Origin of the sequence: Mucilaginibacter sp. AK015 (assembly GCF_014200785.1) — a bacterium.
Lineage (GTDB): Bacteria > Bacteroidota > Bacteroidia > Sphingobacteriales > Sphingobacteriaceae > Mucilaginibacter.
The window spans coordinates 16,689-42,810 of sequence record NZ_JACHCV010000003.1 but is presented as its reverse complement, the minus strand read 5'-3'; the positions used below and the strand labels follow the sequence as shown (position 1 = coordinate 42,810).

The following is a 26,122-nucleotide window of genomic DNA, read 5'->3' as shown; positions in this document are numbered from 1 at the left end:
AAATTGTATATCTAAAATCCGAAATCAAACCATGGCTACGCAACTAAAAAACCTGTCTGATTTTTCAACCGCGGGCGAAATACCGTCGGCCGAAGGCTATAGCTTTGGTATTGTAGTTGCCGAGTGGAACGCCGAAATTACCAACGCGCTATACCGGGGCGCTTACAACAGCCTTGTAAAATATGGCGCCAGGCCCGAAAATATTCACTCGTATCCGGTTCCCGGCAGTTTTGAATTAACCACGGGCGCCGAATTGTTGCTTAAAAACAAAAAACTCGACGCCGTAATAACCCTGGGCTGCGTAATACAGGGCGAAACCCGCCATTTTGATTTTATTTGCGCCGCTGTTGCAAATGGTGTAACCAATGTTGCCATAAAATATTCAAAACCTGTTATATTTGGGGTATTAACCACTGATAACCAGCAGCAAGCCATTGACAGGGCCGGCGGTAAACATGGTAACAAAGGCGATGAGGCCGCGGTAACAGCCATTAAGATGGCTAAACTGAACGAAACTTTAATTGGTTAAACCCGTATAAATAGTAAGTTTAAAGCAGATGAAAAAGATATTATACATTGCAGTTATCACGTTGGCATTAGGCACAATGGCCTCGTGCTCAAACAAATTATGCCCTGCATACGGTTCGTACCCCAACCACCGTTAACATTCATTTGTCATTTTATTGCCTTTAGCTAAAAACTAAAAGCGGTTTTACACTGTTTTTACGTTTGAACAGGCGCATTACTTTATTTTTGTTGTATGGAATGGATATCGTTGGAAACGGCTGATCAGCTGGAAAATATTAAACAACAGCAGGGTTATAGCCTGATTTTTAAGCATAGCACCCGCTGCTCTATCAGTATGATGGCAAAAAGGCGCTTTGAAATGGACTGGCAGAACTTGCCGGCTGATATGCCGCTTTACTTTTTAGACCTGATCAAATATCGCGAACTGTCAAACAAAATAGCGCAGGATTTTAGTGTGTACCACGAGTCGCCGCAGATGCTGCTTATAAAGGACGGCGAATGTATATTGGATCAATCGCACGGCTCTATCTCGGTGGATGAGGCTATGAGCGTATTGGTGTAATCAAATTAAGGATTTATAGGCAAAAAATATGATCCGCAGGTTTATCCTGCGGATTTTTATTTATCGCCACGATGTCTTTTTCGTTTTAGCCCTTGTTGGTGTTGTCACCAACAAGCACCATGCATCCAGTGCCCATAAGTTTACCGTCCTAAAAGTTGTTGGTGACAACACCAACAACGGCGAAAAAAAGTAAAACCCTCTTTCCGCGCTGCGAAGAGAGGGTGGTCGAGCGTAGCAAAGACCGGGTGAGTAAAATCGGCGCCGGAACCTGCCGCTTCATAATAAATCACTCCGGGCACTTCGTGCGCGACCCTCTCTGCTTCGCAAAGAGGATGAGAAACAAAAAGTAAAACCCTCTTTCCGCGCAGCGAAGAGAGGGTGGTCGAGCGTAGCAAAGACCGGGTGAGTAAAATCGCGCGGAGGCAAATCGAAATTTCCGGAAGTTATCGTGACACACCAACAACGGCGGAAGAAGAGGGACAAACGAGATTATCCGCACGAGTTATGCTGCGGATTTTTTGTGCGGTTTGGTTTAAAAGTCAAACCACTGTAACCATTTCAACCCTTACAACATTTATAACATTTTTAACTAATTTTGTACCATGATAGATTTGCCTGTAGTTCCCGCCAGCCAGCCGCAGCGTAAGCCCGATTGGTTAAGGGTTAGGCTTCCGGTAGGGAAGGAATACGCCCACGTGCGTGGTTTGGTTGACGAACATAAGCTGCACACTATTTGCGAAAGCGGTAATTGCCCAAACATGGGCGAATGCTGGGGAGCAGGTACTGCCACCTTTATGATACTGGGCAATATCTGTACCCGGTCCTGTTCGTTCTGCGCGGTTGCAACCGGCAGGCCATTGGCTGTTGATATGGATGAGCCAAACCGTGTAGCAAACTCGGTTAAGCTGATGCAGGTAAAACATTGCGTAATTACCTCGGTTGACCGCGACGACCTTAAGGATGGCGGCTCTATCATCTGGGCCGAAACCATCAATGCTATCCGTCGCGAAAGCCCGCAAACCACACTTGAAACCTTACTGCCGGATTTCCGTGGGATATGGGACAATCTTGACCGTGTGCTGGCAACCCGGCCCGAAGTGGTATCGCATAATTTAGAGACCGTACGCCGCTTGACACGCGAAGTACGCATACAAGCTAAGTACGACCGTAGCCTTGAGGCACTAAAAAGAACGTCGGCTGCCGGCGTGCGCACCAAATCGGGCATTATGCTTGGCCTGGGCGAACGTGAAGAAGATGTGCTTGAAGCGATGGACGACCTGTTGGAAGCAGGTGTACATATCCTTACGCTGGGCCAGTATTTACAACCAACACGTAACCATCACCCGGTTATTGATTGGATACACCCCGACCAGTTTGCGAATTATAAAGAATGGGGGTTGAAAAAGGGCTTCAGGTATGTAGAAAGCGGGCCGCTGGTGCGCTCATCTTACCATGCCGAAAAACATCTGTTTGAAATGTGATATTTCCTGTTTATCTTCATCACATTGAGCCCCCAACGCAAAATATCGTTATCTGAGGAAGAATTAGTACTTGCTTTGCGCAACCGCGAGAAAATTGCGGTTGAGGCTTTATATGATATGTACTCTTCTTCTTTATTCGGCGTTATTTCCAGGATCATCACCGACGAAGCTATCGCCGAAGACGTTTTGCAGGAAACCTTTGTAAAAATTTGGCGTTCGTTCGGCGGTTACAGCAGCGATAAAGGGCGCTTATTTACATGGATGGTAAATATCGCGCGAAACCTGGCTATCGATAAAGTACGATCAAAGGATTTTAAAAATCAAAGCAAAAACCATGAGCTTGAAAATAACGTAACTTTCGTTGATGAACAGAAAAATACAGTTTACAAGCCCGAGTTATTGGGTATTAAGGAGTTAGTAACCACCTTGAAACCCGAACAAAGATCAATACTGGACCTGGTATATTTTAAAGGTTATACCCATGTTGAAGCGGCCGAAGAACTTGGCATACCATTGGGCACTGTTAAAACGAGGTTGCGGATGGGGATACTTCAACTCAGAAAACATTTTAATTAAGCGTGGAAGACGTTAAGGCATATATCGAATCGGGAATTTTGGAACTTTACGTTCTGGGCGATATGAGCGCGGAAGAAAAGTTGCAGGTTGAAGGTATGGCCTCAAAATACCCCGAAATAACGGCCGAGATCAATGCAATAGAAACATCGCTTGAACTTTATGCCCGCGCGCAGGCCGTTGAACCTTCTGAAAATCTGCGTAACCGGGTTTTAAATAGCATGGTTGTAAACCTTGGCGACGACAATACTTTTACCAAAAGCGTTACGCACCGTGACGATGACAATGTACCACAATTACCCGCCGCACGCGTAAACAGCTTTTACAAGTACGCCTTTGCGGCGTGCCTTACCCTGTTGCTGATAAGCATTTATGGCCTGGTAAACCTATACAGCCAGCTGCAGGATTCAAATGCTCAGATCGCCGCTTTACGTTTGGATAAACAGCATTTTGCCAACCAGGTTAGTTTAATGGATAACCAGCTGGATATGTACCGCGACCCATCGTACAAAGTGCTAAAATTAAAGGGCACCGCTAAAACACCAACAGCCGCCATGATACTGGCCTGGAACGCCGTGAGCAAAAAGGTAATGGTTGATGTTCAGAGTGTAAAGCTGCCTAAGAACGATAAACAACACCAATACCAGCTATGGGCGCTGGTTAACGGCAAACCGGTAGATATGGGGGTATTTGATGCACCTGATGCAGATACCGCCGGGGTAAAAGAAATGAAGGCGATAGCTTCTGCTCAGGGCTTTGCGGTAACCTTAGAACCCATGGGCGGCAGCATAAATCCTACTATGGACGAGATGGTGGTTATAGGCACTTTTTAATCCGGGAAAAACTGCCGTATGTTAAAGTTTTGTTAAAAACTGTATCAATTATCAAACAATTAAATATTTCGCGTTGTTATTGTAACTATTATATGTGGCGCACGTCATATATATACAATTAGTTAGAAGTATTTAGTTCTTTATAAGATCAGTTAATAGTTTAAAAAGGCGAATGTTCAATACTTACATTCGCTTTTTTTATGCCTTTAATTTTGCCATGGTAACCGGCAACTGGGCAATAATGCGGCTTGGTAACGCCACGTTCATACGGTGTGGCAGCGCCAGTTCGTCGCCCGCCTTACCATGAACATATACCCCCAATATACAGGCATCCCGCGGCGGGTATTTTTGCGCTAATAACGAGGTTATGATACCGGTTAGCACATCGCCCATGCCGCCGGTTGCCATAGCCGCGTTGCTTGTAGAGTTAAAATAAAGCTGCCCTTTCGGCGTAGCTGTTATGGTGTAATCATTTTTTAGGATAATATAAATGCCCAACGCCTTGGCCTTTGCTTTGGCGGTTTGCAGCCGCTGCCACCAATTGGTATGCTTGCCAAACAAACGGTCGAACTCTTTCATATGGGGCGTTAAAATGCTCCCGGCTGGCAGCTTTTTTAGCAGGTTTTGATGCTCTGCCAGTACATTAAGCGCATCTGCGTCAATCACCACCGGGTTTTTATAATTTTTTATAACAGTTTTTAGCAGTTTTAAAGTGCCTGTTTCTTTACCTAAACCGGGGCCGATGCCAATGGCATTAAATTTGTCCCCATCAATATCAGGCGTTTTTTCTTCCCCGCGTATCAAAGCCATTATTTCGGGCATCGAGCTGTTCAGGGCTACCAATCCGCTTAGGGGTATACAGGCGGTTGTTAGCCCGCTGCCCGCGTGCGCACATGCTGATGAGGCCAGCAGTGCCGCTCCCATGGTCTCGTCCTTACCGGCAATGATCAGGGCATGCCCGTATGTGCCCTTGTTGCTGAACCGACTGCGCGGTTTTATCAGCTGCCTTGCGTCTTTTTCCTCGACGTAATAATATGGGGTGTCGGCTGTGTTTATAAAATCTTCGCTTAATCCAATTTTTACTACTTCGCAGCAGTTAATGTAGGGGCCGCTCTCGGGCAGCAGGAAGGTTATCTTCGGTTGCTGAAAGGTGATCACCAGGTCGGTTTTAAGGACCGCGGCACCTTCAGGTAATTCGGCGTCTGTAAATAAACCCGTTGGCACATCAACTGCAACCACTGTTTTTCCCAGGCTGTTAAGGTGTTCCACAAGCGTTTTGTAGTCGCCTGCCAGTGGCTTGTTAAGGCCTGTGCCTAACATGGCATCTATAATCAGATCAGCGCTGTCTTTAAAGGTCTTAAAACCCTTTTTTAATTCTTTTATAGGGATTTTTGAGGTTTTTAACCGCTTCAGGTTCGTGGTAAAATCATCGCTGGCGTTATCGCTAAAGCGGCATATCTTTACGTCTATATGGTTATAACCGTGATGCCCCAGGATGCGGGCGATGGCCAGTCCGTCGCCGCCGTTGTTGCCGGTGCCGCAATAAACGGCTATTTTTTGCTTCCTGTCCTGAAAATGATTGACGAACCATCCTACAAAAGCTTTTGATGCGCGTTCCATCAGGTCGACAGAACTTATTGGCTCATTAGCGATGGTGTAAGCGTCGGCTTCGCGGATTTGCTTGGATATCAATAACGGCAGCATATATGTTAAAGGTAGGATTTTTGTGTTTTGTTTGGTATGGAAAATGATTTGTCGGTATAAGCGAACGAAGGGTTCAATTCGCAATTATTACTTATCACCCCTTGGCATAAAAATTACCCGTGCCCCTTTAACTTTCGTTTAATAATAGCGTTCTTGATAAACTGCGGCAGTAAGCTGTTCAGGGCGACTAAAAATTTATTGGCAGCACCGGGTACTATCTCTTGCTTGCCTTTAAACAAACCGTCGATAGCGATACGGGCAATATCCTCCGCTTCAAATATGGTGGCTTTGGCAATACCTTTAAGCTGTTGATTTAACACGAGCAGTTCCGGCTTGGTGTTTATCCCACCCGGGCTAAGCAAACTCATCTTAACATTAGTACCTGCAAGTTCCAGCTGCATACATTTTGTAAAATAACTGATAAAGGCCTTGCTTGCACCATAAACCTGCTTACGCGGTACTATAAACTTGCCACCCATGCTGCCTACATTTAAAATGTAAGATGTAATAGTGACATCCACCTGATCCAAAAACAATCGCGTGAGCAAAACAGGCGCGGTGATATTAAGATCTATTTGTTTTTTGTAAAAGGCGGTGCCTTTATCGGTAAACCAATCCCAATTGCCAATACCAGCGTTATTGATAAGCATGTGGGCGGTTATGCGATGTTCTGTTAAATACGTAAAAATTTGGTGGCAGCTATCCGTATTGGTCAAGTCCGTTTCTAAAACATCGGCCCTAATCTCAAAATTTTTTACCAGGTATTTTGCCAGGTTATCAAGCCCGGGACCCGGTAGGGCTGCCAATACCAGGTTAATATTCCGTTTAGCCAGTTCAATGGCGAATGCTTTGCCCAACCCCTCGCTGGCCCCGGTTACTATGGCGGTTAATTGCGGCATCAGTGTGCTTTTAAATAGTTAACGGTACGACGCATGGCTTCATCAAAAGGGGTTATGGTATATCCCAATTGTTCTGCCGCTTTTTGGCTGCTGTACTTTTGGTTAAAGAGAAGGCGGTCGGCAAACTCGGGTAAAAAAACAGGGGCAAGGCCCGTTAGCCTGGTTTTCAACGCTTCGAGATGGCTATAAAATTTTATTAATTTTTGCGGCAGTTTTAACATCTTTCGTTGCACGCCAGATACTTCTGCCAGCGTGCTAAAAAACTGATCAAAGCTTATATCTTCGCCACCCAAAATGTAGCGGTTGCCGGTAAGGCCTTTTTCCATAGCCGCTATATGCCCGTTCACCACATCATCAAGGTAGGCATAGTTGGATACCTGCCCGCCATCGCCGGGGATAATACGCCATTTACCTTTTAAATACCCGCTAATCATTTTGCTTACGGTGTTGCTGTCGGTAATAGGCCCCTCGCCAAACACCCGTGACGGATTAACGGTAACCACATCCATACCCTGTTCAACAAATTTATTCACTTCCAGTTCGGCCAGGTACTTCGTGCGCTCGTATGCTATAGGGAAGCCCACAATGCGCGGCTCATCTTCGGTCAAAGGATATTTTAAGGTCGGCCCCCAAACGCCGCAGGTTGAAGTGTAAACCACCCGCGCTATACCTGCCTGCTGCGCGGCAAGCAGTACGTTGCGGGTGCCGGTAACATTCGTTTCCAGAAAATCATGCTGATTGCGGCACCACATTTTGGCCATAGCAGCAGTATGGTATACCTGTGTGCAGCTTTCCATCGCTTTGTTTAGCGTATCGGGCAGCAATATATCACCTTTTACGGGTTCAATATTCGGATGTCTCATCAGGTAGGGGTGCTCCGTATTCCGGCAAAGCGCTTTTACATGATGGCCCGTTTGAGCAAGCTCAAAACAAAGTTTCCGGCCAATAAACCCGGTAGCGCCTGTCACTAAAATATTCATTTATCGTAAATATGGAGGTATGCAGCGGAAGATAAAAATTATTTAGTGGGAACCTGAAACAATATTTTAAATAAACTTTCAAAAAGTTTTGAAAGTTTGAAAACATACTTATATTTGTGCATGGAATTACCTGAAGCAAAACAGAAATTTATCGAAGCGTGGGGCAAGCTGGGCTCCGAGTGGGGCATAAACCGCACCATGGCGCAGGTACATGCCTTGCTGCTGGTAACCCCAACGGAACTAACCACCGAAGAGATCATGGAAAGCCTGAGCATATCGCGCGGTAATGCCAACATGACCCTGCGCGAACTGATAGGCTGGGGACTGGTTGAAAAACGGCACAAGGCCGGCGAACGTAAAGAATACTTTTTTGCGGATAAAGATACCTGGAACATAGCCCGCCAGGTAGCCAAAGAGCGCCGCAAACGCGAGTTGGAGCCCGTTATGAAAATATTAGACGAGCTGGTAAAGGTTAAGGGGGATAGCAAAGACGTGAACTTTGCAACCTTTAATAAATCCGTAACCGATATAAACAGGATGGCTAAAAACGTAGATAGAACTTTGGATACCATGTTAAAAGCTGAAGAGAACTGGTTTTGGGGATCTATTTTTAAAATGTTCAAGTAGCATTTTTTTTGAGAAAATATTTCAAAAATTACTGAAAATTCAAATATTATAATAATGAAAACCCTGAACGACCACACCATACTTTACGATGCCGAATGCCCCATGTGCAACCTGTACACCAAAGCCTTTGTAAAAACGCGTTTGCTTGACGCACATGGCCGGGCGGCATACCAGCAATTAGGGCCGCAAAACTGTCCAATGGTAAACAGGCAGCGCGCGGTGAACGAGATAGCGCTGGTAAATAATAAAACCGGCGAAGTAACTTATGGTATAAAAAGCCTGTTCAAAATACTGGCGAACGCAATGCCGGTATTCAGGCCGTTGTTTGGCTTCGCGCCGTTTGTTTGGTTAATGGGCAAGGCCTACGCCTTTGTATCATACAACCGCGGGGTTATTATACCAACCGCCGGCGATGGCTTTGCCCTGCAGCCAACGTTCTTGTTAAGATACCGGCTAGCCTATTTGGTATTTACCTGGGCGGTTACTTCGTACATATTAACCCTTTACGCAGGTTTGCTGCAAGGCATTATGCCGGTGGGCAGCCTGTACCGCGAAGGCCTGATATGCGGCGGTCAGGTAATTTTCCAGGGGATAATTATCAGTTTGATAGCCAACGAAAAGAAATGGGATTACCTGGGTAATATGATGACCATTTCTTTTGGAGGCGGCTTATTATTGATGCCCTTGTTGCTGCTGGCCGGCCTGATAGGGCAGCACCCCATATTTTACGCGGGGTATTTTATGCTGGTAGCCGGGCTGATGTTTTTAGAGCATATCCGCAGGAGCAAAATATTAAACATAGGGTGGACGCTTACCATCACCTGGGCTTTTTACAGGGCGTTTGTTTTAGCGGTTATTTTATTCATTTAACACTTATTGATCATGAAATATTATAAAATAATATTGGCAGGCGGCAGCGGGCAGTTGGGCAAGGCCCTTGCCGACCATTATAAAGATGTAGCCGAAGAGGTTATTGTACTTAGCAGGAAGCGCCAACCGGATAACGGAAATATTAAAACCTTGGTTTGGGATGGCCGTACGCCTGGCGATTGGGCTAAGGAACTGGAAGGCGCCGATCTGGTGGTAAACCTTTGCGGCAAAAACGTTAACTGCCGTTACACCAAACAAAACCGCGAAGAGATCATCCGCTCGAGGGTGGAGCCTACCCGGTTGCTCGGAAAGGTTATTGATGGACTGATTAACCCGCCCAAGCTTTGGATAAACGCGGCATCGGCTACTATATACCGCCATGCTGAAGACCGCCCGCAGGACGAAGAAACCGGGGAGATCGGTTATGGCTTTTCTATCGATGTTTGTAAAAAATGGGAAAATGCTTTTTTTGATATACCAACGCCGCATACCCGTAAGGTGGCTTTGCGGATAAGCATAGTGCTAAGCCACAACGAAGGCGCTTTTCCCCGCTTAATTAACCTGGTTAAAACCGGCATGGGCGGCCACCAGGGCGACGGGCAGCAGTACGTATCATGGGTACATGAACAGGATGTGGTGAAATGTACCGAATGGCTGCTGCACCACCCCGAAATAAGTGGGCCTATCAACTGTACCGCCCCCAACCCTTTAAAAAATGCCGATTTTATGAAAGCCCTGCGCCAAGCCTGCGGCATACCATTTGGCTTACCTGCGCCCGCGTGGATGCTGGAAATAGGCGCCGCCCTTATCGGCACCGAAACCGAATTGATATTAAAAAGCCGCTGGGTGGTGCCCAAACGCCTGCTCGATGCCGGTTTCCAGTTCCAGTTTGCCAGGGTAGAACACGCCATTAAAGATATATTGAGTATCAGATTATAACGCCATGAACCTTACCCAAACACAATTAAAAAAGCGCATCAAATACTGGCTTATCCTCCTGATAACCGGCTTGGTGCTGAGCGGGATAACCGCATTCCCTATTGAGAGCGAACTGACTATCGCGATGGATAACCTTGATGTTTTCTCGCCCAGAATGCAGCACTGGCTTACCACCATTTACGCGGCGGTAAAAACCACTAACGCGCAATACCCTTACCTCAGTTACGGTACCGACTGGCTGGCCTTTGCCCACATTGTTATCGCGATAGCGTTCATTGGTCCGCTGCGCAATCCTGTCCGAAATATATGGGTGCTTCAATTTGGTATGATCGCCTGCGTGCTCATTTTCCCGCTGGCATTTATTGCAGGGCCTATCCGGCATATCCCGTTGTCCTGGCAATTGGTAGATTGCTCTTTCGGGGTAATCGGTATCATTCCTTTGTATATGGCTTATAGGTATACCGGGAAATTAGAGCAGCTGGAAAGGGCTTAAAAGTCCTTATTCAGCAGTTTTTCAAGCTCGGCAAAGCTGATATCCATTTTTATCCGGCCTTGTTTCGCGTAGGATATTTCGCCGGTTTCTTCTGATACGATAATTGCGGTAGCATCGTTGGCTTCGGTAACGCCAATACCGGCGCGATGGCGCAACCCAAACTGCGCGGGCAGGTCGGCCTTTTCTGTCACGGGCAGTATACAACTGGCCGATTTTATCTTGTTTTCTGAAATCACCACGGCACCATCGTGCAGGGGGCTGTTCTTTTGAAATATGCTCTCTAACACCCGTTTTGATATCCTGGCATCAAGCACCTCGCAGCTGTTCTGGTAAAACTGCTCGTCGTAATACTTGGCGAAAACTATCAACGCCCCGGTGCGGGTTTGTTTCATGCTTTTACAGGCATCAATAATAGGTTTTATACGAGCGTAATTATTCTTCTCAGTTTCGGCCTTGCCAAAAAAGTAGCGCCACCAGGCTTTGTTACGCTGCAACGACGCGTTTTTACCTACCAACAGTAAAAAGCGGCGTATCTCCTGTTGAAATAATACAATAACCGCTATAATGCCTACATCTGCTACCTTTTTAAGTATACCTGCCAGCAGCGGCATTTTTGATTCGGGTACGATAAAATACAGTATGTATATAATGGCCAGCCCGATGAAGATATTAGCAGCGATGGTGCCCCTTATCAGGTTATACAACTGGTAAATAATAATTGCCAGCAGAATTATATCCAGGATGGCAAATGGCGTTACCTTAAGGCTGCTGAAATCAAAGGAGTGCATGTTACGAAGTTAATAAGTTTTAGGAAAGTTCTGTATAGCATCGGTTAGTTTACTCACCCCGACTACGCTGCGCTCGTCGACCCTCTCTGCTGGGCAAAGAGGGTAAAAGTAAAGTAAAAACTACGCTCTATTTATTACGTTCGGTAGTAAAGCGTACCAGTTGCTCCAGGCCGGTGCGTGCCTCGCCGGGGGGGAAGGTGTTAAGTATTGCAAAAGCCTCTTCCTGGTATTTTTTCATTTGTGTGCCGGCATATTCAAGTCCGCCTTTTGCCTTTACAAAACTGATGATCTCGGCTATCTTTTTCGGGTCGTCGTTATGATTTTTCACCAGGCCTATCATGCGCTTTTTTTCCGTTCCATCGCTATTGTTAAGCGCGTATATCAGCGGCAGGGTCACCTTTTTTTCTTTGATATCTATGCCCAGCGGTTTGCCCACGTCGTTGGTACCAAAATCAAACATATCATCCTTTATCTGGAAAGCGATGCCTATTTTTTCGCCAAACAGGCGCATCTTTTCAATCGTGGCATCATCAGCATTGGCGGATGCCGCCCCGCATGCGCAGCATGAAGCGATCAGCGAAGCGGTTTTCTGGCGGATAACCTCGTAATAAACCGTTTCGCTGATATCCATTTTGCGCACCTTTTCTATCTGCAGCAATTCACCTTCGCTCATCTGTTTAACCGCTTCAGAAACTATCTTTAACAATCCAAAGTCGCCGTTATCTACAGACAGCAGCAAGCCCTTGCTCAGCAGGTAATCGCCCACTAAAACGGCTATCTTATTTTTCCATAAGGCATTTATCGAAAAAAAGCCGCGTCGCTGGTAAGAGTTATCAACCACATCGTCGTGCATCAGGGTTGCGGTATGCAGCAGCTCTACCAATACTGCGCCCCGATGCGTAGCCTCGTTAATGCCGCCGCATATGCTCGCCGAAAAAAACACGAACATGGGCCGTATCTTTTTCCCCTTACTTTTAACAACATAATAAAGGATGCGATCCAGAAGGGCTATAGGCGTTTTCATTGATGTTTTGAATTTCTCTTCAAACACATCAATTTCTGCAGCAATAGGTTTTTTAATTTCGTTGATGTTCAGCATTAAAACAAAACACGCTTTATATAATCACCTGTACCGGCAATCCGCAGCAAACATAAGCTTAAAAAAATATATATGCATAAACCGCAAATACTTTTACGCCGATTAAACCTTAACCCTGTTTCACACTCTATTATTATAAGTTAGTAATAACTGCATATAAGTTTAGTTTTTGTGAGTTAAAGTTTTCGTTTTAAAGCGGGGCCGTAAGGTCCCGCTTTTTTTGTGCAGGTTTATTTTTACATTTGCACTCCTCAAAAATACGGAGAGGTGTCTGAGTGGTCGAAAGAGCACGCCTGGAAAGTGTGTATATGCCAAAAGTGTATCGAGGGTTCGAATCCCTCCCTCTCCGCAAACCCAAATCAAAAAATGCCTTATATATAACTGAATGGCGCTTTTTATATTGGGTTAAATTTATTGGTAGCAAATATGGTAGCGAGTTTGATTTGTTTGTTACATTTATGATTGAAATTTCTCAGTCTTCAGATTCCACCAATAGATTTTTTAAATTGCAAAAAATTTCATAATAACGTTACACAACCAGATTAGTCAGGCTGACGAATCTTCTAAGTGTAGTTAATAGCCAACCGCCTTGCAGGAACTAAAGGTTGCCAATATTGATAAGTTATTAGTTTAATATGGTAAGTGCTACAGAATTTCTCCCACTATAAGTACTATTTTTATAAAGTGAAGATACTGATAGTAGAAGATGAAACCGGCCTGCGCGATAGCATTGAGTCGTACTTTACCGGTGGCGACAGCGTTTGCGAAACCGCGAACGACTTTACGTCCGCCCTGGCTAAAGTCAGCGTATACCGTTATGATTGCGTTATACTCGACCTTACGTTGCCGCATGGCAACGGTCTTGATATTTTAAAGCATTTAAAAGAGCATAATCATAATGACGGTGTGCTCATTATCTCAGCTAAAAATTCATTGGATGACCGCCTCACCGGGCTTGACCTGGGTGCCGATGATTATCTGACAAAGCCATTTCATTTGTCTGAATTGAAATCGCGGGTTACGGCCATTGTGAGGCGAAGATCATTTAACGGAAGCAGCCAAATTAAATTTAATGAAATTAATATCGACCTGGATGCCAAAGCGGTAAAGGTGAATGAGGCGGTGGTTAAATTTACCCGTAAGGAATATTCGCTGCTAATATACTTCATTGCCAATAAAGGAAAAGTGGTATCTAAAAGTGCCATTGCCGAGCATCTTTGGGGTGATAATATTGATATTGCCGATAATTTTGATTTCATCTACTCGCATATTAAAAATATCCGCAAAAAATTGGTTGAGGCCGGCGCGGGCGACTACATACAGGCGGCTTATGGCATGGGCTATAAATTTACCGATGGATGAACTTATTTGAAAAATACAATCGTATTAACGTTGGTGTAACTATTGTGATCATGCTGGTTACCGGCATTGTTTATTATTACACCATCAGCCATATTTTAACGGGTCAAATAGATAAAGACCTGGTGTTGGAAGAGAATGAGGTGTTTAGCTATGTAAGCAAAAATCACCGCTTGCCTGATGTTTACGAAAGCAACCATCAGCAAATAGTGTTTACCCCGTCGGGACAAAAGAAAATAAAGCGACGCTTTTTAGACACCACCTACCATGACTCGGACGAAAAGGATTTAGAGGCCGGTCGTGCGCTGATCAGTTCGGTAAAATTAGCAGGGCATAATTACAGTATACTGGTAATACAAAGCAAGGTAGAAACCGAGGATCTCATTCAAATCATCTTTTTGATCACTATTGGGGTGATCGTAAGCCTGCTTGCTATCTTACTCCTTCTGAACCGGGTTATATTGAAAAGTATTTGGAAGCCTTTTTACAAAATACTCCTGCAGCTGAAAGAATTTAGTTTGGCTAATCACGCTAATATTCATTCTACCCCTTCAAATATTGAGGAGTTTGCTGAACTTGACCAGGCGGTTATCAGCATGGCCGATCGGGTAAAAAGCGATTATGATAACCTGAAGGCCTTTACTGAAAATGCTTCGCACGAGTTAATGACCCCTATCTCGGTCATCAACTCCAAACTGGACACCCTGGTGCAAACCGATGAGTTTACCGATAAACAAAGTAATTTACTGAACGATATTTATTGTACGGTAACCCGCTTAACGCGACTGAATAAATCCATGTTGCTATTAGCCAAGATAGAGAACGGCCTGATACAGGATAGCCAACTAATTGACGTAAAGGAAATATTGGAGCATGGCATCTATCAGCACGAGGAGATGATACAGCAATTGGATATCACGCTAAATATCAGCCTCGGTAATAAACAGCTAAATGCCAATAGGTCGCTTATGGAAATTTTGGTGAACAACCTGCTGAGTAATGCTATCAGACACAATTACACTGGCGGTAGTTTATCAGTAGTGCTCGACACGGCAAAATTAACTGTAAGCAATACCGGTAAGAACGTATTCAATTTTGATCAGGTGCTTAAACGGTTTCACAAATCGGATGAATCTGAAGGGATAGGCCTTGGTTTAACACTTTGCAAGCAGATCTGTGATAATTACGGCTTTACTTTAAGCCATAAGCAACATAGCAAAACACACGCTTTTTCGGTTGTATTTTAATTATCCTAATTCCCTACAGTTTTACTCCAAATTGAGCACAGATTAGGTGGGTAGTTTAGTGCAAAAATTACTAAACATGAAATTCATCAAAACAACAGCGGCTATTTTAATAGCAACAGGCGTAGCAACTATGGCCCAGCACATCAATTCAACCCAGGTACCAGCAGCGGTAAAGGCATCTTTTGAAAAAGCATACCCTGGTGTAAAAACCGTTAAATGGGAAAAAGAAAAGGGCGATTTTGAAGCAGGGTTTAAACAGCGCGCCAACGAAATGTCGGCAGTATTCAAGGCAGATGGTAAGCAGACAGAATCTGAAATGGAGATAAAAACCGCCGCCTTGCCTGCAGGTATTGTTACCTACGTTAAACAAAACTACAAGGGCGCAGCTATAAAAGAAGCGGCAAAGATCACCAAAACCACTACGGGTGAAGTAAATTATGAAGCCGAGGTTAAAGGTAAAGATTTGCTTTTTGACAGCACAGGCAAGTTCATAAAAGTAGCGCAAGACTAATATTAAACCCAGACCATTCATCGGGGGATTGTGGCCGGTTAAAATGCTGCTGGTAATTATCAGCAGCATTTTTAACATCTGCTTTTCCCACAAAATGTTTACAGAATTGGTTGGGAAATTTACAATTGAAAATTTAACTTAATAACCTGTGGCCCATATTTGAATGAGATATTTTATCAACCTGTTTTTACTTCTTTTAATCGGCACAACCTGTTTCGCGCAAACCAAAACTTTGGACGATTATTTGCAACAGGCGGTAAATAACAGTCCGCTTATCAAAGATCTTAACAACCAGATCTTATCAGCTCAATTAGATAGCGTACGTATTAAAGCAGGCTTTAAACCACAGGTTACTGCCAGCAGCGCGGGTTTATATGCGCCTGTTATTCGTGGATATGGTTATTCATCGGCTATTACCAACGGGCAATCGTTAAACGGACTGGTAACTGTAAGTATGGCTTTTATTGGCAAAGGTTATTTAAACGCACAGTTTGCATCGCTCGGCATTCAAAGCGACTCGCTACGTAATAGCATCAGATTATCTGAACAAGACCTCCGCGGTACCATCATCAGCCAGTATATAACCGCTTACGGCAGCCTGCAGCAGCAACGCTTTAACCAGGAAGTGGTTGACCTGTTGAGTAAAGAAGAAGACCTGCTCAAACGCCTTACCCGCAGCAACGTGTATCGCCAAAGCGACTACCTAACTTTTCTGGTGACCCTAAAACAAGCCCAATTGCAGCTCTCACAAACACGCCTCCAATATAAAACAGAATATGCCACGCTCAATTACTTATCCGGCGTAGCCGATACCAACATTTTTGAGATTACCAAACCCGAACTACAGCGGGCGATTGCCAATACAGACCGCAGCACCAGTATATTTTTTAAACAATTCCAGTTAGACAGCATTCGCCTAGCCAATAGCCGCAAACTTATAGATTACAGTTACCGCCCAAGATTAAACGTTTTTGCAGATGGTGGTTATAACTCCGACCTTACCGCGCAGTTTTATAAAAACTTTGGCACCAGCGTGGGTTTTACCGTTAGCATGCCTTTGTATGATGGCGGCCAGCGCAAGCTGCTGTACAAAAAACTTACACTTGAGCAGGAAACCAGCCGCAGCTACAAAGCTTTTTTTAATAATCAATATATCCAGCAGGTAAACCAGCTTAACCAGCAGATAAACGAATATGATAAATTGATAGCTGAGATAAATGACCAGTTCAAATATTCCGAAAGCTTAATAAAAGTGGATACCAAACTGCTGCAAACCGGCGACCTTAAAATTGCCGACCTGATATTAGCAGTCAACAATTACCTTACTATAAAAAACCTGCTTACACAAAATACCATAAGCAGGCTCCAACTCATTAACCAACTTAACTACTGGAGCCGATAATATGACACGATATTGCAAGCCATTAGCACTGTTTCTTTGCTGTTTGATAATGACGGTACTTTACTCCTGCAGAGGCGCAAAGCCAGCTGATGAAGAAGCGGCTATAGAATCGCATACACCTGTTACGGTTACTACCATTGGCAACAGTGCACTGGCAGATACAATTGAATTAAATGCTACCTCATCGTTCCTGCAAAAGAATTATGTAAGTGCGAACGCAATCGGCTACATTCAAAAAGTAAATATTCAGCCAGGCCACTATGTAGAAAAAGGGCAGCTCATGTTCACCCTTAAAACCAAGGAAGCGCAAAGCATCGGCAATACTATTAACGTACTGGATACTACATTTAAATTCTCAGGCATAAATAACATCCGGGCATCGCGCAGTGGTTTTGTTACTCAGTTACTGCACCAGGTTGGCGATTATGTACAGGACGGCGAGCAGCTGGCCATTATCAGCGACCGCGAGAGCTTTGCCTTTGTACTGCAGCTGCCTTATGAATTGCGCCGCGTTATCGCCAACAACCAAAACCTTACGCTCACCCTTCCAGATGGCGAAAAACTTGCCGGCCATATTGCTTCGCTGATGCCATCGGTTGATACCCTTTCGCAAACGCAGGGCATTGTTATTAAAGTAAATAACACACATCCTATTCCTGAAAATCTGGTCGCTAAAGCACTCATTATTAAAACAGCAAAAAGCAGCGCGCCATCCCTACCAAAATCGGCAGTACTGTCTAACGAAACGCAAAACGAGTTTTGGGTAATGAAATTGATAAACGACACCACGGCAATAAAAACCACTGTTAAAAAAGGTATTGAGTCGGGTGGCAGGATCGAGATTCTATCCCCAACATTTAATCCATCGGATCGCGTGGCAGTGACCGGCAATTATGGTTTAGCAGATACTGCCAAGATTAAAATTGTAAATTAATGGACAAGCTGAATAACTTTTTCATCACCCATAAAAAGCCTATCAGTTTGATGCTCTTTATCATGCTGCTGGGTGGTGGCTTTGGATATTCAAGGCTGCAAACATCCCTATTCCCCGAAATTACTTTCCCTAAGATCAAGATCATTGCTGATGCCGGTTTGCAGCCCGTTAATAAGATGATGGTAACTGTGACAAAACCATTAGAGAACGCGGTTAAGCAAGTGCCCGACCTGCATTACGTGCGTAGTACTACCAGCCGCGGTAGCTGTGAGATCTCGGCCTATATGAACTGGGATGCCGATATCGACCTGAGCCAGCAACGTATCGAATCGCGCATAGCGCAGATAAAAAACCAGCTGCCACCCGAGGCAAACGTAACGGTAGAGAAGATGAACCCATCTATCCTGCCGGTTAGCGGGTACACGCTGGAAAGCCATAACCTCTCGCCTATTGAGTTAAAGCAACTGGCAACCTATACCGTAAAACCGTTTCTTTCGCAGGTTGACGGCGTGTCGGAGATCCGGGTTATCGGCGGTAAAACAAAAGAATATTGGCTGGTGCTTAACCGCCAAAAAATGAGCACGCTTGGCCTTACGCCGGAGATGATCACTAATGCACTGGCACAAACGGCGTTCATCAAATCAAACGGGTATCTGTCTGATTTTAAAATGCTGTACCTAACCGTTACCGATGCCAGCATAAACACCAGCGAACAATTGCAAAACCTGGTGGTGAGCAACAATCGAAAGCGCGTAATCCAGCTTAAAGATGTAGCCGAGATCCAGATAAACCCGGGCATCGAATACACTAAGATAAACACCAATGGGCACGAGGGCGTGTTGATTGCAGTTATCAAACAACCCAACTCCAACCTGGTGGATCTTTCTGCCGCCATGACGACTAAGGTGGCCGAATTGCAAAAGGTATTGCCAAAAGGTGTATCTATAAAACCTTATTATGTACAAGCCGATTTTGTGAATGAGTCGGTAAAAAGCGTGAGCGATAGTTTATGGATAGGTTTAGCCTTAGCTATAATTGTAGCCATAATTTTTCTGCGGTCGATAAAAGCGAGCGCTACTATCTTAATAACTATCCCGGTTACACTTGGGCTAACCCTCATTGTTTTATACGCGGTTGGTTATACGCTGAACATCATGACGTTGGGCGCTATTGCTGCAGCCATAGGTTTAATTATTGACGATGCTATTGTAGTAGTAGAGCAAATTCACCGCACGCATGAGGAACATCCTGAAGAGCCAACAGTAACGCTTTTGCAAAAAGCTATTAACTATTTATTCCCTGCGATGGTGGGCTCATCGGTGAGTACCATTGTTATTTTTATACCTTTTTTGCTGATGACGGGTGTGGCCGGCGCCTACTTTAAAGTGATGACCGATACGATGATTATCACCCTTTTATCATCCTTTTTTGTAACCTGGATAGGCCTCCCGGTTATTTACCTGTTGCTTACCAAAAACTCTGAACTAAATACTGTTGGCAAAAAGGAAGAGGCACACGAGGTAAAAAGGCAGCGGTGGGTATCGTTCTTTATCCTGCGCCCGGTGGTGAGTATTATTTTGATAGTAACGCTTGTTGTTGTTATTATATTCATTCCTGGCAGGTTAGAAACCGGTTTTCTCCCTGATATGGATGAAGGCAGTATTGTGTTGGATTACACCTCCCCTTCGGGTACTTCGCTTGAAGAAACCGACCGCATGCTGCGCGAGATAGAGAAGGTTATTATCAAAAATCCCGACGTTGCTGCATACTCCCGCCGTACAGGTACACAAATGGGTTTCTTTATTACCGAACCTAATACAGGCGACTACCTTATTCAGTTAAAAAAAGGCCATAGCAAAACATCCGAAGAAGTTATCAGCGATCTGCGTACCCATATCGAGGAAACACAGCCTGCTTTACGTGTCGATTTTGGCCAGGTGATTGGCGATATGTTGGGCGACTTAATGACCTCTACCCAACCCATCGAGATAAAAGTTTTTGGCGACGACCAAGCAAAACTGCAGGCCTTGTCAAAACAAATAGCCGACATAACAGCCAATGTTAAAGGCACGGCCGATGTATTCGATGGTATCGTGATCGCCGGGCCGTCCGTGGATGTGGTGCCCGATTACACCAAACTGGCACAATATAACATTACCCCGGCGGCGCTGCAAACACAGGTACAATCGGCGTTGGAAGGCAATATCATTGGCAACCTTTTCGAGCGAGAGCAACAGTCACCCATTCGCATGGTTTATCCGGGTAACCGTGTACTGGATGTGGCAGGTATAAAACGCCTCAACTTATTTTTGCCCGATGGCAGGCTGCTTCCTATTACCCAATTGGCAAACATAAACTTGCGCACCGGCGATGCAGAGATAGAACGCGAGAACTTGCAGGCCATGGGCGTTATAAGCGCCCGCTTAGATAACAGCGATCTGGGCAGCGTTATCCCGGCCGTACAAAAAGGCATAGCCGAAAAAATAAACCTGCCCCCCGGCTACCACGTGGAATACGGCGGTGCCTATGCCGAGCAACAGCAAAGCTTTAAAGAGCTTTTAATGATACTGGTTACCGCAAGTTTGTTGGTATTTGCAGTGATATTGTTCCTGTTTAAGCAATTTAGGATAGCGTTGCTGGTACTGGTTGTAGCGGTTTTAGGTATTGGCGGTAGTTTGCTGGCGCTATTCCTCACCAATACACCACTTAATGTGGGTAGCTATACCGGTCTTATTATGATAGTGGGTATCATTGGTGAAAACGCCATCTTCACCTTTTGGCAGTTCCGCGAAAGCGCTAAAACCAGCAATGTGGACGATGCAATTGTTTACTCCATATCAACCCGCCTTCGTCCCAAATTAATGACGGCCTTGGGTGCAATTATAGCATTAATGCCATTGGCGTTAGGTATTGGTGCAGGCGCGCAGTTGCACCAGCCGTTGGCAATTGCGGTTATAGGCGGCTTTTTAGCGGCACTACCGTTATTGCTGATAGTCCTGCCAAGTATGCTGCGGATATTTTACCGCGACCATGTATTCGTCAAATAGTAAGAATAGATTAAAACTGCATTGAAAACTGCATTCCTAAATAACCCTGGCTGTAAGATGGTAACAGAATTGAACTTGTCTTAGGCTCTTTCTTTAATTCAGCAGGTACGTCCCGATTATCTTCTTTCTCGCGGCCCGCTTTAAACAAGCGGTTACGTATGTACGGATAAAGCAGATAAGCAGCTTTTGTAGAGAGGATACCGAAACCCGCGCCGGCAACAACATCACTAAACCAATGGTCGCGGTTGTACATGCGGAGGATGCCGGTAGCAGTTGCGAAGCTGTAACCTATAGCGCTGTAAGCTAAAGATTTATCGCCCAACTCCTGCGCCATAAATTCTGCACCCAAAAACGCGTTTGCGGTATGGCCAGATGGAAACGAATAATAGTCAGAGCCATCCGGACGAAGCCTGTGACTTACCTTTTTAATACCGAAAGTTGTTAAGCTCATCATCACTTCGGCCATAGCGAAGATCATTGTACGATCTATAAACGTATTTTTACCATGCACGCCTACCAGGTTCAGCCCATAAACCAAAACTACCGGGGTAAACTGGAAAAAGTTTTCGGGGTGATGTTTAAAGTTTGGCGCATCTTCCATGATATCATTATTGATGCTTACATCAAGGCGCCTTACCGGCTTAAAAAAGAAATTGCTTGCGCCATATGCCACCAGCACTGATGGCGGCACCAAAGCCCAACTTTTACTTCGTAAATGCTTAACGGTATCGGGTGCGGTAAAAAGGTCTTTTTTTAAGGTGTCCGCAATATTTATTTTCTTAGTAGTGTCGGTTACTTGTGCTGAGGCACTTAAACCTGCAAAGCAAAGTAAAAGATAGATAATTTTCTTCAATGTACAGATGTTAGGGATATTTATTTACCGATCTCGATTATGTGAAATGAGCCGGCTATCATATGCGGGCGCGGGTTTGCGTTTGCTGCTGTCGGCAGTGTAGCCTCCATTTGCGCGGCAGGTAAAAACAGGTGATGGGTAAGCACGTCTATACCTATAGTGCGGGCGCTTTTTTCAGTCGGAATATTCTCTATAAAAACAAATTTATTGGCATTTACCTCTTTGATAACCGATATATTGCCGTCTCCGTTTGATGTGTAAGCCAGTTTCAAAGCCGGGTCAAAAGCAACACCGTCACAATCGCCTATTTTAAACTTCGCCAAGTTTTTACCGTTGGCGGCATCCATTACAACAAGCATGGCATTGCCTCCGCAGCCTATAAACAAACGGTTGGTAACCTTGTCAATAGCCAAGCCCGACGGTTCATGACCTTCGTTTATTTTATAACGGGCTATAACTTTGTAGTTATTAGCGTTAATAACCACAACCTCGTTGGTAGTTTCGGAGTTTACAAAGATCTTACCCTTGCCATCAGACACGCCGGTCTCCGGTTTACCGCCAAGTGGGATGGTTGCAACAACCTTATCGGTAGCCGGGTCGATAACTGAAGCGTCGCTGCTACGGCCATTAAATGCGTAAACCTTTTTAGAGAATTCATCATAAAATATGGCGTCGGGGTTAGTACCTACGGCAATTTTACCAACCACGACATTGGTTTTTAAATCGAAGATGGTGCAACTGTTATCGCGTCCATTACTTGTATAGCCTTTGTTTAAACCTTTAACCAAGGCTATACCGTGCACACCATTTGTGTTTGGGATAACGCCAATAGAATCACCTGTGGCAGTACTTAAAATATTAACCTGTGTACCATGAGATACATAGATTTTTTTCTCAGCGGCATCAACAGTAACATAATCCCAACCACCACTGCTTGTAATAGAATGTTTTTTTAAGATGTGCAATCCGGTTTTAGTTTGAGCCGATGCATTTAGTGATGTAAGTGCAATACCTAAAAGGGTAAACGCTTTAATTATGTTGGAATTTAGCATGATGATAATTTTCATGCTATTTACCATGCCATTCTGTAGGAATATTGGATAATTTTTTAAATGATAATCTTCAAATTAAGTAACAAATACCCACTGAAACTGCATTTACCTCAACTGCTTAATGATCGACCTAAAGTTCTCCAGCCCAGCTTCCAGGTTTTCCATGATATCTAAGGCTAAAACGTCAGGATCCGGTAGGTTGTCCAAATCAGCAAGTGATTTATCTTTAAGCCAGGTAATATCTAAACTGGTTTTATCGCGACCGACAATCTCATCGTAGCTGAACTTTCTCCAGCGTCCTTCGGGGTTGGTTTCGGCGTTGTAGGTTTCTTTACGGGTGTGGCGGTTGTTCGGTTGGTAGCAATCAATAAAATCTTGCAGGTCTTCCAGCTTTAGCGGGTTCTTTTTAAGGGTGTGGTGTACATTGGTACGGTAATCGTAGTACCAGATCTCTTTTGTCCATGGGTCTTTTGCCGATGGCTTGGCATCAAAGAATATCACGTTTGCCTTTACACCATTAGCGTAGAATATGCCGGTAGGTAAACGCAGAATGGTATGCAGGTCGGTGGTTTCTAAAATCTTCTTTCTTACGAGTTCTCCGGCCCCGCCTTCAAACAAAACGTTGTCGGGTAATACTACTGCAGCCATGCCGGTGGTTTTTAGCATGGTGCGGATATGCTGCACAAAGTTCAACTGCTTATTACTTGTAGTAGCAAAGAAATCCTGGCGGTTATAAGTAAGGTCTTCTTTCTCTTGTTCTCCCTCTTCGTTGGTGAACGTTTGACTACTCTTCTTACCGAATGGCGGGTTAGCTAAAACATAATCGTAAGTGGTATTGCTTTGAGCTATCAGTGCATCAGCAGGGGAAATATTGTTATCGCTATCTGTATCACCAATGTTATGCAGAAACAAGTTCATAAGGGCCATCCTTCGGGTGCCGGCTACTATCTCGTTACCGAAGAAGGTATCGTATTTTAAAAATTGCTTTTGCTCTTTATCAAGCTCATAATTTTTCGTGTCGGCAATGAAGTCATAAGCGGCCAAAAAGAAGCCACCCGTGCCACACGCGGGGTCGGCAATAGTCTTACTGGGCGTTTCGGAGATATGTTACACTCTGTTCCGTGGCAAAACTGACCACCTGTTTGCTGGCAAAGAAATGCAGCCTATGGTTTAGCAGCATAAACAAAGATAATTATTTACCAATTTCTATTTAGCCTGGTGTTGCTCCAGCTATAACCTCTTTATTTTTTTCGAAGCTTTATACGTAAGGTAATTGCCGGATATCCCTCCCTAGTGATGGCCGTTTACCGCATTAATAGAGGCCTTATAGTGCAACTTTGCATATACAATGAGGCTTCTAATCAGCTCGTTCATACGGCGACTGCATTTGGCATTTAAATCCGGACAGCCAGTGTTTATAGAATATCTGCAAAAAAAGGTGGTCAGTTTCATCCGGAATACCCTGGTCAATTTGAAACCGGAATGGGTGGTCACTTTAAATCGGAATCAGGTGGTCAGTTTGAGCGAAATCTCCAGCCTATGTCCATTTTTGCTTTTGGTTCGGCTACACGTTCAAACACGAACCCCAATGACATAGATTTGCTGATAGTTTATGATGAAGAATGGCAACCAAATGTAATCAGGCGATTGCTAAGCAATATTGATTATCTTCCCATCCACTTAATTTTTATGCTTCGGGAAGAGCAAATTGAGACGAATTTTATCGAACTACAAAAATGTGTAATGCTTGAATTTCTACAGTAATTCACTTTAGCAAATGCAAAAGGTCAAAATGATATTAAGTTTTGTCTGTAATCCCTCCCTCTTCGCAAATTCAAATACAATAGCCTGATAATCAGGTTTTTATCGGGCTGTTTTTTGGGAACTATCTGCTTCATACCCGTATCCTCTATTAAAAAATAAATGCAAATAAATTTGCGCAACTAAAAAGTTGCATATATATTTGCAACCAACAGGTTGCTTATTTAGAATTTAAATATGAAACAGGACATATTTCAAGCTATTGCCGACCCGACACGAAGGGCAATTTTAACGCTGGTTGCCATTCAGGCGTTGACGCCAAATGCCATGGCCCAAAAATTTGACATGACCCGGCAGGCAGTATCTAAGCATATTAAGGTACTGCAAGAATGTGATCTGATTAAACCGGAGCAAAGCGGCAGGGAGATTTATTATCACTTTAATGCCAAAAAGATGCAGGAATTTGACCACTGGTTAGCCCAGTTCAGGCAAAGCTGGGAAACTCAATTTAATCAACTCGACCAATTATTAACAACCATAAAAGAATAGAAAAAATGAGCAACGATCTACTATTTGATTTTAACGTTGACAAGGCAGCCAAAACGGTATACATCACCAGAGAATTTAACGCAGGGTTATCATTGGTATGGGATGCCTTTACCAAACCCGAACTGCTTGACCAATGGGGTGCGCCTGCACCAATGCGCGCCAAAACCAAGTATATGGACTTTAAGGAAGGCGGCCGGCGCTTTTACGCGATGATAAGCCCCGACGGACAGGAGCGTTGGGCGGTTCAAGAGTTTACCTCTATCACACCAAAGTCCAATTTTAAAATGTACAACGCCTTCTCGGATAAGGATGAAAACCGCGAGCTGCCGGGATCTGACTGGGATTATAACTTCAGCGAACAAAATGGAGTTACCAGAGTAGACATTGTTATTTATAATGAATCGTTTGAGCGGCTCGAAAAATTATTAGAAGGCTTCAAGATCGGTTTCACCATTACCTTGAAAAACCTGGAGGAACTGTTGGCCACCTTATCATAAAAACACAAATAAAAATAACCATTTAAACAATAAAAATTATGAGAGCAATTAACCCATGGATCAACTTTAACGGAAATGCCGAAGAAGCGTTCACTTTTTACAGATCAGTTTTTGGCGGCGAATTCACAAAGATCATCCGCTTTAGTGACCTGGCAAGCGCCGAATTTCAGGTTCCGGAAAGTGAGGCTAACAAAATAATGCACATTGCTTTACCCATAGGCAAAAACAATGCGTTAATGGCTAACGATGTACCCGGGTTTATGGGGCGGGTAAACGAGAACGAGAACAGGTCTAAAATAGCGGTAAGCGCAGAAAGCAGGGAAGAGGCCGATAAAATATTCAACGGATTATCGGCAGGCGGAGCGATTGAAGGCCCAATCGGTGACGGCCCCTGGGGTACGTACGCCGGCATGTTCAGGGACAAGTATGGTATTGAATGGATCGTGGAATTTGACCCTAATTTATAACAGCGATTTGCAAACAAGAAAGCGGCAATTTTTACGCTTTTTATATTATTTTAAAGCCTGCTCTTAC

At 44.3% G+C, this 26,122-nt stretch carries 28 protein-coding genes and 1 tRNA gene; 21 read left to right on the top strand and 8 right to left on the bottom strand.

Annotated elements, in window-relative coordinates:
* The first annotated feature begins 31 nt into the window (after positions 1-31).
* The 6 genes from ribH to HDC91_RS12465 all read left to right on the top strand — a co-directional run bounded on the left by ribH (position 32) and on the right by HDC91_RS12465 (position 3,977).
* On the top strand, positions 32-529 hold the full coding sequence (ribH, locus tag HDC91_RS12490) for a 6,7-dimethyl-8-ribityllumazine synthase (RefSeq protein WP_183552647.1): 498 nt from the start codon (positions 32-34) through the stop codon (positions 527-529).
* A 231-nt stretch (positions 530-760) separates the two neighbouring features.
* Positions 761-1,090, top strand: a complete 330-nt coding sequence (gene ytxJ, locus HDC91_RS12485; protein ID WP_183552645.1) for a bacillithiol system redox-active protein YtxJ — start codon at positions 761-763, stop codon at positions 1,088-1,090.
* A 28-nt stretch (positions 1,091-1,118) separates the two neighbouring features.
* Positions 1,119-1,283 carry a hypothetical protein gene (locus HDC91_RS12480; protein ID WP_183552643.1) on the top strand — a complete coding sequence of 55 codons (165 nt, stop codon included), beginning with the start codon at positions 1,119-1,121 and terminating at the stop codon, positions 1,281-1,283.
* Positions 1,284-1,692: 409 nt separating this feature from the next.
* Positions 1,693-2,571, top strand: a complete 879-nt coding sequence (gene lipA, locus HDC91_RS12475; protein ID WP_183552641.1) for a lipoyl synthase — start codon at positions 1,693-1,695, stop codon at positions 2,569-2,571.
* 24 nt (positions 2,572-2,595) lie between these two features.
* Entirely contained in the window at positions 2,596-3,147 is a 552-nt protein-coding gene (locus HDC91_RS12470; protein ID WP_183552639.1) for an RNA polymerase sigma factor, read from the top strand.
* A 2-nt stretch (positions 3,148-3,149) separates the two neighbouring features.
* Positions 3,150-3,977 carry an anti-sigma factor gene (locus HDC91_RS12465; protein ID WP_183552637.1) on the top strand — a complete coding sequence of 276 codons (828 nt, stop codon included), beginning with the start codon at positions 3,150-3,152 and terminating at the stop codon, positions 3,975-3,977.
* Between the two features lie 198 nt (positions 3,978-4,175).
* Here HDC91_RS12465 and HDC91_RS12460 read toward each other — a convergent pair whose 3' ends face one another.
* From HDC91_RS12460 to HDC91_RS12450, 3 genes are all read right to left on the bottom strand, one after another.
* The gene (locus HDC91_RS12460; RefSeq protein WP_183552635.1) at positions 4,176-5,681 is read right to left on the bottom strand and encodes an NAD(P)H-hydrate dehydratase; all 1,506 of its coding nucleotides are present in this window, start codon (positions 5,679-5,681) and stop codon (positions 4,176-4,178) included.
* A gap of 113 nt (positions 5,682-5,794) precedes the next feature.
* Entirely contained in the window at positions 5,795-6,580 is a 786-nt protein-coding gene (locus tag HDC91_RS12455) for an SDR family oxidoreductase (RefSeq protein ID WP_183552633.1), read from the bottom strand.
* On the bottom strand, positions 6,580-7,560 hold the full coding sequence (locus HDC91_RS12450) for an SDR family oxidoreductase (protein ID WP_183552631.1): 981 nt from the start codon (positions 7,558-7,560) through the stop codon (positions 6,580-6,582). Before HDC91_RS12450 ends, HDC91_RS12455 begins: the two co-directional genes overlap by 1 nt.
* A gap of 120 nt (positions 7,561-7,680) precedes the next feature.
* On the opposite strand from HDC91_RS12450, the gene HDC91_RS12445 reads away from it, so the two are divergent.
* From HDC91_RS12445 to HDC91_RS12430, 4 genes are read left to right on the top strand one after another with little or no spacing between them, the layout of a single operon-like run.
* Positions 7,681-8,187, top strand: a complete 507-nt coding sequence (locus tag HDC91_RS12445) for a GbsR/MarR family transcriptional regulator (RefSeq protein ID WP_183552629.1) — start codon at positions 7,681-7,683, stop codon at positions 8,185-8,187.
* A 54-nt stretch (positions 8,188-8,241) separates the two neighbouring features.
* Positions 8,242-9,057, top strand: coding sequence for a DUF393 domain-containing protein (locus HDC91_RS12440; RefSeq protein ID WP_183552627.1), 816 nt, complete (start codon positions 8,242-8,244; stop codon positions 9,055-9,057).
* A 12-nt stretch (positions 9,058-9,069) separates the two neighbouring features.
* A complete protein-coding gene (locus HDC91_RS12435; RefSeq protein ID WP_183552625.1) occupies positions 9,070-9,996 on the top strand; it encodes a TIGR01777 family oxidoreductase in 927 nt (308 codons plus the stop codon).
* A 4-nt stretch (positions 9,997-10,000) separates the two neighbouring features.
* Positions 10,001-10,489, top strand: coding sequence for a hypothetical protein (locus tag HDC91_RS12430; protein WP_183552623.1), 489 nt, complete (start codon positions 10,001-10,003; stop codon positions 10,487-10,489).
* Here the strand turns inward: HDC91_RS12430 and cdaA are convergent.
* Entirely contained in the window at positions 10,486-11,277 is a 792-nt protein-coding gene (cdaA, locus tag HDC91_RS12425; protein WP_162430739.1) for a diadenylate cyclase CdaA, read from the bottom strand. The genes HDC91_RS12430 and cdaA overlap by 4 nt on opposite strands.
* 127 nt (positions 11,278-11,404) lie before the next feature.
* Positions 11,405-12,376 carry a polyprenyl synthetase family protein gene (locus HDC91_RS12420; protein WP_183552621.1) on the bottom strand — a complete coding sequence of 324 codons (972 nt, stop codon included), beginning with the start codon at positions 12,374-12,376 and terminating at the stop codon, positions 11,405-11,407.
* A gap of 261 nt (positions 12,377-12,637) precedes the next feature.
* Between HDC91_RS12420 and HDC91_RS12415 the strand changes: the two genes are divergently transcribed.
* From HDC91_RS12415 to HDC91_RS12385, 7 genes are all read left to right on the top strand, one after another.
* Positions 12,638-12,725: transfer RNA gene (locus HDC91_RS12415), tRNA-Ser, on the top strand.
* A gap of 335 nt (positions 12,726-13,060) precedes the next feature.
* Complete coding sequence (locus tag HDC91_RS12410; protein ID WP_183552619.1) at positions 13,061-13,738, top strand: response regulator transcription factor; 678 nt, start codon at positions 13,061-13,063, stop codon at positions 13,736-13,738.
* Positions 13,735-14,982, top strand: a complete 1,248-nt coding sequence (locus HDC91_RS12405) for a HAMP domain-containing sensor histidine kinase (protein ID WP_183552617.1) — start codon at positions 13,735-13,737, stop codon at positions 14,980-14,982. The genes HDC91_RS12410 and HDC91_RS12405 overlap by 4 nt, the downstream gene beginning before the upstream one ends.
* A gap of 76 nt (positions 14,983-15,058) precedes the next feature.
* A complete protein-coding gene (locus HDC91_RS12400) occupies positions 15,059-15,493 on the top strand; it encodes a PepSY-like domain-containing protein (RefSeq protein ID WP_183552615.1) in 435 nt (144 codons plus the stop codon).
* A gap of 163 nt (positions 15,494-15,656) precedes the next feature.
* Positions 15,657-16,895, top strand: coding sequence for a TolC family protein (locus HDC91_RS12395; RefSeq protein ID WP_183552613.1), 1,239 nt, complete (start codon positions 15,657-15,659; stop codon positions 16,893-16,895).
* Between the two features lie 49 nt (positions 16,896-16,944).
* A complete protein-coding gene (locus HDC91_RS12390) occupies positions 16,945-17,829 on the top strand; it encodes an efflux RND transporter periplasmic adaptor subunit (RefSeq protein WP_221262184.1) in 885 nt (294 codons plus the stop codon).
* Positions 17,829-20,876, top strand: a complete 3,048-nt coding sequence (locus HDC91_RS12385; protein WP_183552609.1) for an efflux RND transporter permease subunit — start codon at positions 17,829-17,831, stop codon at positions 20,874-20,876. Before HDC91_RS12390 ends, HDC91_RS12385 begins: the two co-directional genes overlap by 1 nt.
* A gap of 10 nt (positions 20,877-20,886) precedes the next feature.
* Here HDC91_RS12385 and HDC91_RS12380 read toward each other — a convergent pair whose 3' ends face one another.
* The 3 genes from HDC91_RS12380 to HDC91_RS12370 form a co-directional block, all read right to left on the bottom strand.
* The gene (locus HDC91_RS12380; RefSeq protein ID WP_183552607.1) at positions 20,887-21,729 is read right to left on the bottom strand and encodes a phosphatase PAP2 family protein; all 843 of its coding nucleotides are present in this window, start codon (positions 21,727-21,729) and stop codon (positions 20,887-20,889) included.
* Between the two features lie 20 nt (positions 21,730-21,749).
* Positions 21,750-22,796: a YncE family protein gene (locus HDC91_RS12375; protein ID WP_221262183.1), complete on the bottom strand. Its 1,047-nt coding sequence runs from the start codon at positions 22,794-22,796 to the stop codon at positions 21,750-21,752.
* A 90-nt stretch (positions 22,797-22,886) separates the two neighbouring features.
* A complete protein-coding gene (locus tag HDC91_RS12370; RefSeq protein ID WP_183553478.1) occupies positions 22,887-23,885 on the bottom strand; it encodes an N-6 DNA methylase in 999 nt (332 codons plus the stop codon).
* Positions 23,886-24,263: 378 nt separating this feature from the next.
* On the opposite strand from HDC91_RS12370, the gene HDC91_RS20185 reads away from it, so the two are divergent.
* The 4 genes from HDC91_RS20185 to HDC91_RS12350 all read left to right on the top strand — a co-directional run bounded on the left by HDC91_RS20185 (position 24,264) and on the right by HDC91_RS12350 (position 26,055).
* Positions 24,264-24,545, top strand: a complete 282-nt coding sequence (locus HDC91_RS20185; protein ID WP_183552605.1) for a nucleotidyltransferase domain-containing protein — start codon at positions 24,264-24,266, stop codon at positions 24,543-24,545.
* A 234-nt stretch (positions 24,546-24,779) separates the two neighbouring features.
* A complete protein-coding gene (locus HDC91_RS12360; RefSeq protein WP_183552603.1) occupies positions 24,780-25,091 on the top strand; it encodes a helix-turn-helix transcriptional regulator in 312 nt (103 codons plus the stop codon).
* Positions 25,092-25,096: 5 nt separating this feature from the next.
* Positions 25,097-25,588 carry an SRPBCC domain-containing protein gene (locus tag HDC91_RS12355; RefSeq protein ID WP_183552601.1) on the top strand — a complete coding sequence of 164 codons (492 nt, stop codon included), beginning with the start codon at positions 25,097-25,099 and terminating at the stop codon, positions 25,586-25,588.
* 38 nt (positions 25,589-25,626) lie between these two features.
* On the top strand, positions 25,627-26,055 hold the full coding sequence (locus HDC91_RS12350; protein ID WP_183552599.1) for a VOC family protein: 429 nt from the start codon (positions 25,627-25,629) through the stop codon (positions 26,053-26,055).
* Positions 26,056-26,122: the final 67 nt, after the last annotated feature.

Coding starts and splice junctions, on each gene's coding strand:
- ribH (WP_183552647.1), top strand. CDS start 32: ATGGCTACGCAACTAAAAAACCTGTCTGATTTTTCAACCGCGGGCGAA.
- ytxJ (WP_183552645.1), top strand. CDS start 761: ATGGAATGGATATCGTTGGAAACGGCTGATCAGCTGGAAAATATTAAA.
- HDC91_RS12480 (WP_183552643.1), top strand. CDS start 1,119: ATGATCCGCAGGTTTATCCTGCGGATTTTTATTTATCGCCACGATGTC.
- lipA (WP_183552641.1), top strand. CDS start 1,693: ATGATAGATTTGCCTGTAGTTCCCGCCAGCCAGCCGCAGCGTAAGCCC.
- HDC91_RS12460 (WP_183552635.1), bottom strand. CDS start 5,681: ATGCTGCCGTTATTGATATCCAAGCAAATCCGCGAAGCCGACGCTTAC.
- HDC91_RS12455 (WP_183552633.1), bottom strand. CDS start 6,580: ATGCCGCAATTAACCGCCATAGTAACCGGGGCCAGCGAGGGGTTGGGC.
- HDC91_RS12450 (WP_183552631.1), bottom strand. CDS start 7,560: ATGAATATTTTAGTGACAGGCGCTACCGGGTTTATTGGCCGGAAACTT.
- HDC91_RS12445 (WP_183552629.1), top strand. CDS start 7,681: ATGGAATTACCTGAAGCAAAACAGAAATTTATCGAAGCGTGGGGCAAG.
- HDC91_RS12440 (WP_183552627.1), top strand. CDS start 8,242: ATGAAAACCCTGAACGACCACACCATACTTTACGATGCCGAATGCCCC.
- HDC91_RS12435 (WP_183552625.1), top strand. CDS start 9,070: ATGAAATATTATAAAATAATATTGGCAGGCGGCAGCGGGCAGTTGGGC.
- HDC91_RS12430 (WP_183552623.1), top strand. CDS start 10,001: ATGAACCTTACCCAAACACAATTAAAAAAGCGCATCAAATACTGGCTT.
- cdaA (WP_162430739.1), bottom strand. CDS start 11,277: ATGCACTCCTTTGATTTCAGCAGCCTTAAGGTAACGCCATTTGCCATC.
- HDC91_RS12420 (WP_183552621.1), bottom strand. CDS start 12,376: ATGCTGAACATCAACGAAATTAAAAAACCTATTGCTGCAGAAATTGAT.
- HDC91_RS12405 (WP_183552617.1), top strand. CDS start 13,735: ATGAACTTATTTGAAAAATACAATCGTATTAACGTTGGTGTAACTATT.
- HDC91_RS12400 (WP_183552615.1), top strand. CDS start 15,059: ATGAAATTCATCAAAACAACAGCGGCTATTTTAATAGCAACAGGCGTA.
- HDC91_RS12395 (WP_183552613.1), top strand. CDS start 15,657: ATGAGATATTTTATCAACCTGTTTTTACTTCTTTTAATCGGCACAACC.
- HDC91_RS12390 (WP_221262184.1), top strand. CDS start 16,945: ATGACGGTACTTTACTCCTGCAGAGGCGCAAAGCCAGCTGATGAAGAA.
- HDC91_RS12385 (WP_183552609.1), top strand. CDS start 17,829: ATGGACAAGCTGAATAACTTTTTCATCACCCATAAAAAGCCTATCAGT.
- HDC91_RS12375 (WP_221262183.1), bottom strand. CDS start 22,796: ATGAAAATTATCATCATGCTAAATTCCAACATAATTAAAGCGTTTACC.
- HDC91_RS20185 (WP_183552605.1), top strand. CDS start 24,264: ATGGGTGGTCACTTTAAATCGGAATCAGGTGGTCAGTTTGAGCGAAAT.
- HDC91_RS12360 (WP_183552603.1), top strand. CDS start 24,780: ATGAAACAGGACATATTTCAAGCTATTGCCGACCCGACACGAAGGGCA.
- HDC91_RS12355 (WP_183552601.1), top strand. CDS start 25,097: ATGAGCAACGATCTACTATTTGATTTTAACGTTGACAAGGCAGCCAAA.
- HDC91_RS12350 (WP_183552599.1), top strand. CDS start 25,627: ATGAGAGCAATTAACCCATGGATCAACTTTAACGGAAATGCCGAAGAA.